Raw genomic sequence first — 12,966 nt, forward strand, 5'->3', positions numbered from 1 at the left:
TCATGCCGGGCAAAAGTCACCAGTTACGTTTATGCCACTGTCAACTGCTGAATTTTTTTCTCGCGGCGGATTTTGCGTTCTTCCATCACCGCGACTATCGCCATCAGGCAGATACAGCCAATTGCGGCGATATCCAGCGCGGCGAAGGTTCCAGCCCAGCCGGTAAGGCCGAATACCGGAGTACCATCGGCAATCATCCCCAGACCTAACTTGGCAAAGCTGTCACCAATCAGGTAGGCGAAGGTGCCTTTAATCCCGTCGGCAGCGCCGATCGCTTTTTTCGGTACAAAGCCAACAGCCGCCACGCCAATCAACAGTTGCGGACCAAATACCAGGAAACCTAATGCAAAGAGAGAAGCCAGGTAGATGTATTGATTGCTGGCGTGCTGATACACACCGAGTGTCGCGATAATCAGTGCCAGCGCGATGCAGGCCACCAGGCCACGGCGACCATTCGCCAGGTCGGAGAGCCAGCCCCACAGCAGCGTACCGACCAGTGCGCCTGCTTCAAACAGCGTAAAGCCCTGAATCGCTACCGCTTTAGAGAGTTTGAGTTCCTGGAAAGCGTAGACGGTTGACCACTGGTCGATACCAATACGCACCACGTACAGGAAGATGTTGGCGAAGCACAGCAGCCAGATCACTTTGTTTTTCAAAACATATTCGACAAAGATCTGCCACTTGGTCATATCCGTGGATTCCGTCTCTTTGTCCTCTTCGCTGATCTCTTCACCGAACAGTTCTTCGGCTTTGCCAAGACCATAAGCTTCAGGGGAGTCACTTCCGTAACGCAGACCGATAAAACCGACAATCAGTGCAATAATCGACGGGAAAATAAACATGCCAATCACGTGGCCATCGAACAGGTAATTTGCGCCGAACAGCGCCACACCCGCCGCACCCGCGCCGCCGAGGTTGTGGGAAATGTTCCAGAAACCGAGGAACGTCCCGCGCTTACGACGCGGCGTCCATTTGGTGATGGTGGAGTAACTGCACGAACCGCCGGTGCTCTGGAAAAAGCCGCTTAAGGCGTAGAAAGCAATCATCAGGAACAGGCTAACCGAGCCGCTGCCCATACTGGCGCTGAACCCCAGCATACAAATAGCTGAAAGGATCAGCATGAATGGCAGGAACTGCTTAGTATTTTTGCCGTCAGCGTAATAGGAAACCAGCGTTTTACCCACGCCATAGGTGATGGAGAAGCCCAGTCCTATCATCCCCAACTGCGTCATGCTCAGCCCGTAGGTGGAGATCATGTCGTTCTGCGCAATGTTAAAGTTCTTACGAATCAGGTACATCGTCAGGTAGCCAATAAAGACCACCAGGTAGGATTGCATGAACGGTTTGAACCACATTTTGCGCCGCACTTCGAGCGGAAGATCCAGAGTCGGCTTGCGAACCTGGTTGAGGAAAGCCAGCATGGGTTACTCCTGAAATGAATACCTGCGTGAGGTATTCATTGTAAAAATCAGCAGCAAATCAGGCCTGGGATAGCGTCCAGGCAAAACCAGGAAAATTTCTTAGTTTTGCCGGATATGAAGTAAAAAGGTGAGATGCATCACGCTTCGCGTGGTGCCTGAGCATTCAAAAAGGGCAGTAACAGCAGCGCCGAAATCCCGGCGGCGATAGCGATAACCACAAAAAAACCGCTCCAGTGCCAGGTATCGAGCACTTTCGCCAGCGGCCAACCGGCGAGCGATGCCCCAAGATAAGCAAACAAGCCGACAAACCCCGTCGCTGCCCCTGCCGCCTCTTTGTGAGAACACTCTGCCGCTGCCATGCCGATTAACATCTGCGGGCCAAAAACAAAAAAGCCAATGGTGAAAAAGCAGGTCGCCTGCATCACGTAACTGGCAAACGGCATCAGCCACAGCGAGCCGACAGAAAGCAAAATCCCCGCGGCGAATATCAAATTCATCGGCCCACGGTTACCGTTAAACAGTTTGTCCGATCCCCAGCCTGCAACCAGCGCACCGATAAATCCGCCCAGTTCAAACATGGTTACCGCGGTATTCGCCGTCACCAAATCGACGCCCAGCGTCTCGGACATGTACAAGTTGCCCCAGTCGTTAATCGCTGCACGAACCACGTAAACCAGCACGTAGCAGAACGAAAGCAGCCAGATGTATGGATTCAGCAACACATATTTGGTGAGGATCTCTTTACGTGTCAACCCCGCCCCTTCCTGTTGCTGGGCTACCTCCAGTGCGTCGTGCCGCCATTCTCCGACCGCCGGTAAACCTAACGCCTGCGGGCGGTCGCGTAGCCGCCAGCAGAGAAAAACCCCCACTATAATGGCTAAACTTCCGGCAATCATCATCCCGATACGCCAGCTATAATGCAGCGCAACTGCCGCCATCACGATGGGGATCAACGCACCGCCAACGTTATGTGCCGTATTCCACAGCGCCCACCAACCGCCACGCTCGGTACGTGAATACCAGGCAGTTAACAGACGCGCACAAACCGGCGACCCCCAGCCCTGGAAAAAGGCGTTCAACACCCAGAGCACGGCAAACGCCCATAGCGAAGTGGAAAATCCAAACAGAATGTTGATGATGCCAGTCGCGATAAGCCCAATCCCCATAAAATAACGCGCATTTGAGCGGTCGCTGACAATGCCGGAGACAAACTTCGACAAACCGTAGGTGATATAAAACAGGGTTGCTAACAGGCCAATATCGCTACGACTTAGCACGCCGGTAGCAAGGATTTCCGGCATAGCGGCGTTAAAACTTTTACGCGTGAAATAAAACAGCGCATAACCTAACCAGATGGTCAACAAAATATGCCGACGCCAGTAGCGGTAGCAGGCATCAATTTCACGTTTATCACTCATCAGCGGCGCGTCGGCAGGCGCTTTCAGAAACTGCAACATCATCAAGCCTTAGACATAACGTTGGGGGAGAGAGACACTGACGCGTGTGCCGTGCAGACAGGAGATGGTTAAGGTGCCGCCCAGCGCCGTTACACGCTCACGCATTCCGGTGAGGCCAAAACCGTGTTGCCCTGAGTCTGGCGGCAAACCGCTACCATCGTCTTCAATCACCAGCATTAACCGCTCATCCTGCTGCCAGCCTTGCAGCGTGACCGCACTGGCATCGGCATGTTTCACAATGTTGTTCAGCCCTTCCTGGCAGACACGAAACAGCGTTACTCGCTGGTTTTCACTTAACGCCGATTCATCTATCCGCCATTCGAGATGACTGATAATACCGCGCCCCTCCAGTTCCATTTCTCGCATCAGTGAACGGATGGCCTGCTCAAGAGTGAGGTCATCCAACTGACGTGGGCGTAACCGCCCTAACAAGCGGCGCACCGCGTCGTAAACGCCCAGCGACAGTTGTTCGATTAGCTGCCCACTCTGCTTCACACTGGCGTTATCCGCTGCCAATCGCTGAACAATGCCCGCCTGGGTGCGAATAGCGGTGATGGTCTGGCCGATATCATCGTGCAGTTCACGCGCTACGTCGCGGCGCACGCTCTCTTCGGTTTCCAGCAAACGTTCGGCAAGATGCTGATTGCGCGCCAGTTCCTTTTGCAGCGACTGGTTAAGCTCGCGCAGTCGCTGAATACCTGCACCAAGCAACAAGCCTGTAAGGCTTTGCACCAGCAGCGAGAGCAATAAATCCACCGGATGATCATGCCATGTCTGGCTGGCAATCAACGCAATGGCGTTCATCAGCGTCGCAATCAGCGCTCCTTGCCAGCCATAGTGCCAGGCCAGGGCAATAATCGGCAGCGCCAGGCAGAATGGCGTAAAGCGCGACAGTTCGTTCGGCAGCCCCAGTTGCAGCCAGAGACTGATAACAAACAGCAGCAAGTACCAGACCAGATGGCGTCCACGCCAGTTTATCGGCTGAGAAACCAGCGACGGCCCCAGCGGTAGCCAGGTGTTATTCGCCAGGTAATGCCAGAACACGAGACAAACAGGAGCCAGCGTCAGACCGCCAGTTAAGGTCAATAACAGCGCGTTCCACGACTCGTTTCCATACCTGTGCCAAAGCCAGGGCAGTGACTGTAACAACGCTGCCGCCGTCAACGCTGCTCCTTGTAACAGCAACGTGCGCCAGTCACGCTGATGGCGATAGCGAGAAATCAACGCCACGGGCAGTAACGTCAGTAAACTACCGATCATCAATAACGGAAAATGCGTTAACCCAACCGCCTGCATCAACCAGTAAATCAGCAACCATTCCGCGCCCAGCAATACGGGCCAGTATCCGCGCGGGCATTGCAACATCAGTCCCAGCCGCAAGCCAAACGGGAACAGCAGCACAGCCAGCTCCGGGCGTTCAACCAAATGCAGGCTGATACTCCACAGGCAAAACCACGCGGCAGAGAAAATAAAAAAGCAGGCTATAACGGTAATTAAGCGGGAAAAAAACGTCTTCATCACCAGCCATCAAACATGCGGCGAGCCAGTTCAACGTCGTTACTGACGCCCAGTTTTTCCATCAGATTAGCGCGATGTACGTGCACCGTTTTAGGCGACAACCCCAGTTCAGCGGCGATCTCTTTTACTGCCATCCCTTGCGCCAGCTTTTCCGCCACCTGACGTTCACGTTTGGTCAGTGGATCCTGGCGGCCGGATGCCAGCTTAATGGCGATGTCCGGCGTCAGATAACAGCCGCCCGTGGCAACTGTATGCACGGCGGCGATCAGTTCGTCCGGGCTACAACGTTTGGAGAGAAAACCGCGCGCGCCCGCATTAAGCGCCTGTTCAACCAGCGCCGGACTGTCATGAACGGAGAGCATAATTGTCGCCATCCCTTTTGGTAGCAGACTTAGCAACTCCAGCCCCGAAATATCCGGCATTGAGATGTCGCAAATACACACCTGCACACCGCGCCCAGGCAATCCGGCCAGCGCCTCGCGCCCCGAGCCAAACTCAGCAACTACCTGCAAATCAGGTTCCAGCCCCAGCAACTGCGCAAAGCCGGAGCGGACGATAAGGTGATCGTCTATAAGGGCAACGGTGATCATGGTCTTGTCCTGGCGGGTAAAAAAACGCGCTTACCTTAACGATAAGCGCGCCGCTGTTCAAGCCTTGAGCGGTTACTGAAAGAACACTGCAATCTTGTTAAACATGGTCGGGTCAGACTGATTACGCTGCACTTTGACCACATCTTCCAGTTTGTCGATTTGGCTTATCATCTGCTCCAGCCGCTGGTCATCATTAACCAGTAGCCAAATATGGCTTTTGTCGCTGTCCTGAATCGGCAGGCAGAGAATACCCTCGACGTTAAAGGCGCGGCGGGCAAAAAGCCCACAAACGTGGGTCATTACGCCCGGATGGTTGCGAACGGTGAGTTCCAGAATCACGTTGTCATGAGTTGTGTTTTGCATGGTTTATTCCCCCACCATTTCAGTATTCGCCGCACCTGGCGGCACCATCGGGTAAACTTTTTCTTCGGCATCAATGCGCACGTGGATCAGCGCCGGGCCAGGGCGATTAATAATTTCCTGCAACGCGGCCTGCGGATCGGCTTCGTTATTCAAATCACAGGTTTCGAGGCCGAATCCGGCGGCTATTTGCATAAAGTTGATTTTGCCCGGATAGGTGGCGGCAAAAACGCCCTGCTTGTAGAACAGGCTTTGCTGCTGATGCACCAACCCTAACGCTTCGTTGTTCATCAGAATGATTTTGACATCCAGTTGGTTTTCGCTGGCGGTGGCCATCTCCTGAATATTCATCATCAGACTGCCGTCACCGGAGAAACATAAAACTTTGCGAGCCGGGTTTGCCAGCGCCGCGCCAATCGCCGCTGGCAGGCCAAAGCCCATGGTTCCCAGCCCACCGGAGGTCAGCCACTGACGAGGACGATTGAGCGGATACGCTTGTGCGGTCCACATCTGGTGCTGACCAACATCGGTCGTGATAATCGCGTTGTCATCCACACAGGCGGCAACGGCGTTGATCAGGCCGTAATGCGTTAACGGATCGCATGCTTTCGGGATAGGGCACGGGAATTCGCGTTGTAAATCAGCCACCTGTTGGTGCCACTCTGTACGCGGTTGGACTTCCACCTGTGGGATTAATTGCGCCAACACATCATCAACATCCGCCTGAATCGCCACGTGCGCTTGCTTAACTTTGCCCAGCTCTGCGCGGTCGATATCAACATGAATGATTTTCGCGTTCGGGCAGAACTCCTCGGTTTTGCCTATCGCCCGATCATCAAAACGTGCACCGAGCACAATCAGCAGATCCGCCTCCTGCAAGATAAAGTTGGTGCTGCGTACACCGTGCATTCCCAGCATACCCAGCGACAGCGGATGCGCTTTTGGCAACATGCCTAGCGCCATTAAGGTCATGGTGGTGGGCAGTTGCGCTTTCTCTGCCAGTTCACGCACCCGCGCAGGCGCGTTGATCACACCGCCTCCCAGATAAAGCACCGGGCGTTTGGCTGCGTTAATCATCGCTGCCGCGTCACGAATGCTCTCTTCACTAAAGGCAGGCGCGGCGGCTTTTTCTACCGGAGCAGGTTGTTCTTCAATCTCAAAAACCGCTGTTTGCACATCCTTAGGAATGTCTATCCACACCGGGCCAGGGCGGCCTGATTGCGCAATGCGAAAGGCATCGCTCATGACCTGCGGAAGTTCTTCGATATGTCTGACCAGATAGTTATGTTTGGTGATGGGGATAGAGATGCCGTAGGTATCGACTTCCTGGAAGGCGTCGGTGCCAATCATTGAGGCCGGAACCTGACCGGTGATGCAAATCAGCGGAATGGAGTCCAGCCTCGCATCGGCAATGGCAGTCACCAGATTAGTCGCTCCCGGCCCACTGCAGGCCATGCAAACCGCTGGTTTTCCGTCGGTGCGCGCCATCCCCTGGGCGATAAATCCCGCTCCTTGTTCGTGACGGGCCAGAATATGGCGGATTTGTGTACTTTGGCTTAAGGCGTCATAGACAGGGAGAATTGAGCCACCAGGGATCCCCGTCACAACCTTAATGCCCTGTTGTTCCAGGAAATAAACGATAAATTCTGCGCCAGTAAAGCGCTTACGTGTCGATGTTGTGCCCGAACTTGCCATGCTCCAGTCCTTTTCTTCTGGGCCGACTTTCCGGGGGTGCTTAAACGAAAAACCCCGCCCGGTTTGCGCCGGCGGGGTTTTGGAATCGTGTGTTGTTCCAGTCCCTACGGCGCATTGCCGACGACCACCACCACACGCACGACGACCACTGCGGCGGATGGCGCAGTTGGTAGTAGTTTTGCGTTGAGCATGGAAGTAGTCATTGGGGACCTTGTTTGTTTTGTGTTTAACAATATTTATACAAGCACAGGTTTACAGGAGAGACAATGGAAAATTTTTCATCAGGGAAAAAATGAGGGACTGATCACGTTTTGTACTGAAGCGTAAGAAGTAAAAGACTACCTCCTGAGGAGGTGATCTTTTACATTCTGCTGGCAGATTCGTGTCGATGCGATGCTGACGCATCGTATCTACAGAATTTATTTAAACTACAATCCATTCCGGAAACATTTATTGCCGCTGTTGTTTATATATTCTGCCGCTTCGTTATTCATCATTCCATATATATATCTGGCTAACATTTATCAATGTGATAGATTCCTCTCCCGCATTTATTGGAATGCGTAGCAACTTATTCTAAATATTCTTATATAAGCATCTGTGATAATGAAAACGCATAGAAACATCAATTTATTATTGATGTTGGTATTACTCGTGGCTGTCGGTCAGATGGCACAAACTATTTATATTCCAGCTATTGCCGATATGGCGCGCGATCTCAACGTCCGTGAAGGGGCGGTGCAGAGCGTAATGGGCGCGTATCTGCTGACCTACGGTGTCTCACAACTGTTTTATGGCCCAATTTCCGACCGTGTGGGTCGCCGCCCGGTGATCCTCGTCGGAATGTCCATTTTTATGTTAGCAACGCTGGTGGCGGTCACCACCTCCAGCCTGACGGTATTAATTACTGCCAGCGCAATGCAGGGAATGGGAACCGGTGTCGGTGGTGTGATGGCGCGTACATTACCGCGTGATCTATATGAACGGACACAGCTACGTCACGCTAATAGCATGTTAAATATGGGTATTCTCGTCAGCCCTTTGCTTGCGCCATTAATTGGCGGTCTGCTGAATACCATGTGGAACTGGCGGGCCTGTTACCTGTTTTTGCTGGTGCTCTGTGCCGGTGTGACGTTCAGTATGGCGCGCTGGATGCCGGAAACGCGCCCTGTCGATGCGCCACGCACGCGCCTACTGACCAGTTATAAAACTCTTTTCGGTAACGGCGGTTTTAACTGCTATTTACTGATGCTTATTGGCGGTCTGGCAGGAATTGCCGCTTTCGAAGCCTGTTCTGGTGTGTTGATGGGCGCAGTATTAGGGCTGAGCAGTATGACGGTCAGTATTTTATTTATTCTGCCAATCCCGGCGGCATTTTTCGGCGCATGGTTTGCCGGACGCCCGAATAAACGGTTCTCTTCGTTAATGTGGCAGTCAGTTATCTGTTGCCTGCTGGCAGGACTGATGATGTGGATCCCTGGCTGGTTTGGCGTGATGAATGTCTGGACACTACTCGTTCCCGCCGCGCTGTTCTTTTTTGGTGCCGGAATGCTATTTCCGCTGGCCACCAGCGGCGCGATGGAGCCGTTTCCATTCCTGGCAGGTACTGCTGGCGCACTGGTTGGCGGCCTGCAAAACATTGGTTCCGGCGTACTGGCGTCGCTCTCTGCGATGCTGCCGCAAACCGGTCAGGGAAGTCTGGGGCTGTTGATGACCTTAATGGGGTTATTGATTGTGCTTTGCTGGCTGCCGCTGGCAACGCGGATATCACACCAGGGGCAGGCCATTTAAGCTCGCATCACCGCAGCATCGTCATCAACTCCATGGGAGAACGATGCTGCTTTATCAAGTCGCGCATCACCCGCATGTACGGTGCCGAGTGGGAATAAAAAGCTTGATAGCCAGCACAAAGCACGTCGTCCGGCTGATCATCCCATGCTTGTGGGCAAAGACGATGCCAGTCACATCCCTGACAGCCTCGCCGGGGTTGCAGTTTTTCGCTCCTGCACCATTTTTGCAGGGTGGCGTCGAAAAGCTCAATTGATATACGACTGATATCTGCCCGCACCCAACACTCGAACAGGGCAATTAAAAATTGCCCCCACAGCTCCTCTGTCATCGAAGCTGCCGTCAGCTCGCCCCGGTCATCAAATTCAATGTGGGGAATAAGTTGCACGGAGCGGATGCCTCGCTGTTTGAAATTTTGATAAAAATCGGCAGGTTGCAGAGCGTCTTTATACTCTATAACCAATTTGTGCCTGTCCTCTTCAGCATTTCTAACCTGACTTCCTGTCATGTGATTCTCTCAATTAATACGATAATTTGATGTATATGCGTTACAGCAAACAGTATTGCAAGAGATAACACCGCGAGGGAGATCATAAATTTGTCACGGATTACGTAAAATTGGGAAAAATCGCTATTAGTGACATCCATTAAATTGCGATTGCGGGTATAGCGCCAGAGGATCAATGCCACAAAGGAAAGGATGCCAATAGAAATCCAGAACAATGTGCCTGACTGATGCCAGTTGTGTTTGATTGCCAACGCCATCAACGCACCGTAACCCAGCATGGTGCGAAACCATGCCAGCGATGTGCGTTCCGGCTGAAGACCCGGGTCGGCAATCCGTCTGGCTTTGCGGCTATCCGGCATACAGTACCAGTCCCATAACGATCACCGCCACAATCATCAATATTAAGCTAATGATTAATAAGCTGTTGGTGTAGGGTAAATCTTCTTTCAGACGCATCGCCTTTTCGTTACGTAGCCAGCGCAGGTAACCATACATCGCTAACCCGCCGGAAAACAGACACAACAACAATGCCAGCAGTTCGCGAATGACCGGCGTGGCGAAATCCGGTGCAAGCTGATCCAGTCCAACACCTGCCGCCAGAAAACCCAGCGCAGTTCGGATCCACGCCAGAAAGGTACGCTCATTAGCCAGAGAAAAACGGTAATCGGGCGCTTCTCCGAGTCGGGAAATTTTCACTATGGCTCCTTAGTCGTTTCGCAATAGCGATGTCTTATTCGTCTATTTTTAGGAATGTCGTCCGGCGCTTTCCTGATATGCTTGCCATCCGCTACAAGGAGGTCAGATGGGTATCATAGCGCAAAATAAAATCAGTTCACTGGGTATGCTGTTCGGTGCTATCGCTTTAATAATGGGCATTATCCACTTTTCATTCGGCCCTTTTTCCACGCCGCCGCCAACGCTGGAAAGCGTTATTGCAGAAAAAACGGCGGAAATTAAAAGAGGTCTTCTCGCCGGAATAAAAGGCGAAAAAATCACCACGACGCAGAAAAAAGAGGACGTTGATGTCGATAAAATCCTCGATCACGGCGGTATCGCCCTGGCCATTGCCGCGCTACTCTGCGCGTTTGTTGCCGGTATGCGTAAAGAAAATCGCTGGAGCATTCGCGGTGCACTGTTTTTTGGTAGCGGGACGCTGGCTTTCCATACCTTGCTTTTTGGTATCGGCATCATCTGTGGAATTGTGCTGATATTCCTGATCTTTTCTTTCCTGACCGGTGGTTCACTGGTTTAAGTAACTCAGTAATGTTCAGAAACGCCTGTGAATACCGGGTGGAGTACCATTTACGGCGACTCCACCCGGAAAAGGGTTAACCGATGCCCCAGAAAAGCACCGCAAGTAACTGGGGTGTGATGATGCGCAGAAACATGACTAATGGATACACCGTGGCGTAAGAGAGAGCCGCTGCACCACTGGTTGGATGAAGATTATTGGCAAACGCCAGCGCCGGTGGATCGGTCATTGAACCCGCCAACATCCCACACATAGTGAGATAATTCATTTTGGCTAACATCCGCGCCAGAATGCCGGCTGTGATCAGCGGAATCGCGGTAATCAATGCACCATAGCCTATCCAACTTAGCCCTTCGCCATTAACCAATGTATGGATAAAATCGCCGCCGGATTTCAGACCAACAACTGAAAGGAACAGTACGATACCCAGTTCGCGCAGTGCCAGGTTGGCACTTGGCGGCATAAACCAGTACAGCTTACCGATACTGCCGATACGTCCAAGGATCAGCGCCATAATCAGCGGACCACCCGCCAGCCCCAGCTTCAACGCCGCCGGGAATCCTGGCACGAACACCGGAATGGAGCCTAACAACACGCCAAGACCGATACCAATAAACACGGGTAACATCTGAACCTGTTGCAGTTTTTGCTGCGCATTACCTAATACATTGGCAACGGCATCAATAGCCGACGGGCGTCCAACCAGGTTGAGGATATCGCCAAATTGCAGGCTAATATCGCCACTGGCGACCAGTTCAACCCCGGCACGATTCAGTCGCGAAATGACGACATCATAGCGCTCCTTAAAATGCAGGTCGCGAATACGCTTGCCGAGCACATTTTCATTGGTGACCACCACGCGTTCGACACGCAAATCGGTGCCTTTCGTCGACAGCGAAGTATCCACTTCCTGACCAATCACCAGTTGTGCATTATGTAAATCCGCAGGCTGCCCCACCAGATGCAGTAAATCTCCCAACTGAATAATGGTCTCTGGCGAAGGTACTTTTAGGGTTTCTTCTCGTTTCAATCGCGAGCAGATAACTTTATCGCCATTGAGAATCGGCACATCTTTAATGGCTAAATTATGCAAATTAGGATTCTCAACACGGATATTAATCGTCCTGATTAGCGCACCGCCGTTGGTTCGTGTCGACTCGTGCTGCAGGGCTTCCGTCTCAACATTGACGCGAAAAATAACCCGCAGTATCCACATGGTGAACAAAATCCCGCAAATGCCGAATGGATACGCCATCGCATAGCTCATCCCCATCTGATCAACCATCTCCATCGGTGTGCCGAGATCGCGTAAGATCTGCTGACCTGCGCCCAGCGCTGGCGTATTGGTGACCGCGCCGGAGAAAATCCCCAGCACCACGGGAAGTGGGATATCGAACAATTTATGCAGGATGGCGGTGACCAGGCCACCGATGATGACAACCAAAACGGCAAACAAATTAAGGCGTAATCCGGAGACACGCAACGAGGCAAAGAATCCCGGCCCCACTTGAATGCCGATAGTGTAAACGAACAGGATCAGACCAAATTCCTGGATAACATGCAGCATGTCGCTACTTAATGTCATCCCAGCCTGTGAAACAAAATGGCCGACGATGATCCCACCGAACAGTACGCCGCCAATGCCCAATCCAACGCCGCGAAACTTGACGTTGCCGATAAACAAACCGACGACCGCCACCAAAGCCAGAATACTGACTGTTAATGCTATATCACTCATCGTCCATTTCTCTTGAGATAACATTTTAATTGCTATGGATTATGGCTGAATCGGTGAAGCAGATTTGCCTTATGGCGCACATTATCACGGGAAAGAGAGTGCAGGAACATCTTAAATTGGCGAAAATTAACACATTGTTGAAGATGGTAAATAAAAAAAGCCCCACCAGGCTGGCGGGGCAAAAAGAATAGCTAATTAGCTATTTAACGCGGGACGTTCGCTGATAGCGATACGCTGCGCTGCGATGGGTTCAGGCTCATTACGAATTAAATCAATATGCAGCAAACCATTTACGAAGGTTGCACCAGAGACTTCCATATTTTCTGCCAGCGTAAAACTCAGGCTAAAAGGCTGATTCATAAGACCTTGATGCAGCCATTTTTTCTCTTCTTTGGGCTGCTCCGGCGTGCCTTTTACGCTCAGGCGAGTACCTTCCAGTTGAATATCTAAATCTTCCTGACGGAAGCCCGCCAGCGCAAGAGTAATGCGGTAGTGGTTATCGTCGCTTTTCTCAATGTTGTACGGCGGGAAGCTCTGGCTTTCACCGGCGTTTTGCAGTGCGTTGGCCAGTTTGTCAAAACCGATCCATTGACGCATCAGTGGGGATAAATCGAAGTTACGCATAGTCATTTCTCCTTC

General features: G+C 52.2%; 14 protein-coding genes and 1 pseudogene. 3 read left to right on the forward strand and 12 right to left on the reverse strand.

Going from position 1 to position 12,966, the window contains the following annotated elements:
• Nucleotides 1–29 precede the first annotated feature (29 nt).
• The 7 genes from uhpT to ivbL form a co-directional block, all read right to left on the reverse strand.
• Nucleotides 30–1,421 (reverse strand): hexose-6-phosphate:phosphate antiporter, encoded by a 1,392-nt coding sequence (gene uhpT / locus BEA93_RS15170; RefSeq protein WP_000879190.1) that lies wholly within the window; start codon nt 1,419–1,421, stop codon nt 30–32.
• 137 nt (nt 1,422–1,558) lie between these two features.
• A complete protein-coding gene (uhpC, locus tag BEA93_RS15175) occupies nt 1,559–2,878 on the reverse strand; it encodes an MFS transporter family glucose-6-phosphate receptor UhpC (protein ID WP_001517439.1) in 1,320 nt (439 codons plus the stop codon).
• A gap of 9 nt (nt 2,879–2,887) precedes the next feature.
• Nucleotides 2,888–4,396: a signal transduction histidine-protein kinase/phosphatase UhpB gene (uhpB, locus tag BEA93_RS15180; protein ID WP_001517438.1), complete on the reverse strand. Its 1,509-nt coding sequence runs from the start codon at nt 4,394–4,396 to the stop codon at nt 2,888–2,890.
• Nucleotides 4,396–4,986, reverse strand: a complete 591-nt coding sequence (gene uhpA / locus BEA93_RS15185) for a transcriptional regulator UhpA (protein WP_000633662.1) — start codon at nt 4,984–4,986, stop codon at nt 4,396–4,398. The genes uhpB and uhpA overlap by 1 nt, the downstream gene beginning before the upstream one ends.
• A gap of 72 nt (nt 4,987–5,058) precedes the next feature.
• Nucleotides 5,059–5,349 (reverse strand): acetolactate synthase small subunit, encoded by a 291-nt coding sequence (gene ilvN / locus BEA93_RS15190; protein ID WP_001181706.1) that lies wholly within the window; start codon nt 5,347–5,349, stop codon nt 5,059–5,061.
• Nucleotides 5,350–5,352: 3 nt separating this feature from the next.
• On the reverse strand, nt 5,353–7,041 hold the full coding sequence (gene ilvB, locus BEA93_RS15195; RefSeq protein WP_105224713.1) for an acetolactate synthase large subunit: 1,689 nt from the start codon (nt 7,039–7,041) through the stop codon (nt 5,353–5,355).
• Between the two features lie 104 nt (nt 7,042–7,145).
• Entirely contained in the window at nt 7,146–7,244 is a 99-nt protein-coding gene (ivbL, locus tag BEA93_RS15200; protein ID WP_001300753.1) for an ilvB operon leader peptide IvbL, read from the reverse strand.
• A 403-nt stretch (nt 7,245–7,647) separates the two neighbouring features.
• On the opposite strand from ivbL, the gene emrD reads away from it, so the two are divergent.
• A complete protein-coding gene (gene emrD, locus BEA93_RS15205) occupies nt 7,648–8,832 on the forward strand; it encodes a multidrug efflux MFS transporter EmrD (RefSeq protein WP_105224714.1) in 1,185 nt (394 codons plus the stop codon).
• 7 nt (nt 8,833–8,839) lie between these two features.
• Here the strand turns inward: emrD and BEA93_RS15210 are convergent, their stop codons facing one another.
• From BEA93_RS15210 to BEA93_RS15220, 3 genes are read right to left on the reverse strand one after another with little or no spacing between them, the layout of a single operon-like run.
• Nucleotides 8,840–9,337: a radical SAM protein gene (locus BEA93_RS15210; RefSeq protein ID WP_000148082.1), complete on the reverse strand. Its 498-nt coding sequence runs from the start codon at nt 9,335–9,337 to the stop codon at nt 8,840–8,842.
• Entirely contained in the window at nt 9,334–9,696 is a 363-nt protein-coding gene (locus tag BEA93_RS15215; protein ID WP_001113441.1) for a DUF202 domain-containing protein, read from the reverse strand. The genes BEA93_RS15210 and BEA93_RS15215 overlap by 4 nt, the downstream gene beginning before the upstream one ends.
• Complete coding sequence (locus BEA93_RS15220) at nt 9,686–10,033, reverse strand: YidH family protein (protein ID WP_000703955.1); 348 nt, start codon at nt 10,031–10,033, stop codon at nt 9,686–9,688. Before BEA93_RS15220 ends, BEA93_RS15215 begins: the two co-directional genes overlap by 11 nt.
• Before the next feature lie 106 nt (nt 10,034–10,139).
• Here BEA93_RS15220 and yidI point away from each other — a divergent pair, with 106 nt between their 5' ends.
• The gene (gene yidI, locus BEA93_RS15225) at nt 10,140–10,589 is read left to right on the forward strand and encodes a protein YidI (RefSeq protein WP_000511286.1); all 450 of its coding nucleotides are present in this window, start codon (nt 10,140–10,142) and stop codon (nt 10,587–10,589) included.
• A pseudogene (locus BEA93_RS25325) lies at nt 10,586–10,669 on the forward strand (GntR family transcriptional regulator); the annotation flags it as partial. The gene yidI and the pseudogene BEA93_RS25325, both read left to right, overlap by 4 nt.
• On the opposite strand, the gene BEA93_RS15230 reads toward BEA93_RS25325, so the two are convergent.
• Both BEA93_RS15230 and ibpB read right to left on the reverse strand, forming a co-directional pair.
• On the reverse strand, nt 10,666–12,327 hold the full coding sequence (locus BEA93_RS15230) for a putative transporter (RefSeq protein WP_001279777.1): 1,662 nt from the start codon (nt 12,325–12,327) through the stop codon (nt 10,666–10,668). The pseudogene BEA93_RS25325 and the gene BEA93_RS15230 overlap by 4 nt on opposite strands.
• Before the next feature lie 195 nt (nt 12,328–12,522).
• On the reverse strand, nt 12,523–12,951 hold the full coding sequence (gene ibpB / locus BEA93_RS15235) for a small heat shock chaperone IbpB (RefSeq protein WP_001243426.1): 429 nt from the start codon (nt 12,949–12,951) through the stop codon (nt 12,523–12,525).
• Nucleotides 12,952–12,966: the final 15 nt, after the last annotated feature.

It is taken from the genome of Escherichia sp. MOD1-EC5950, from assembly GCF_002965345.1.
Classification (GTDB): domain Bacteria; phylum Pseudomonadota; class Gammaproteobacteria; order Enterobacterales; family Enterobacteriaceae; genus Escherichia; species Escherichia marmotae.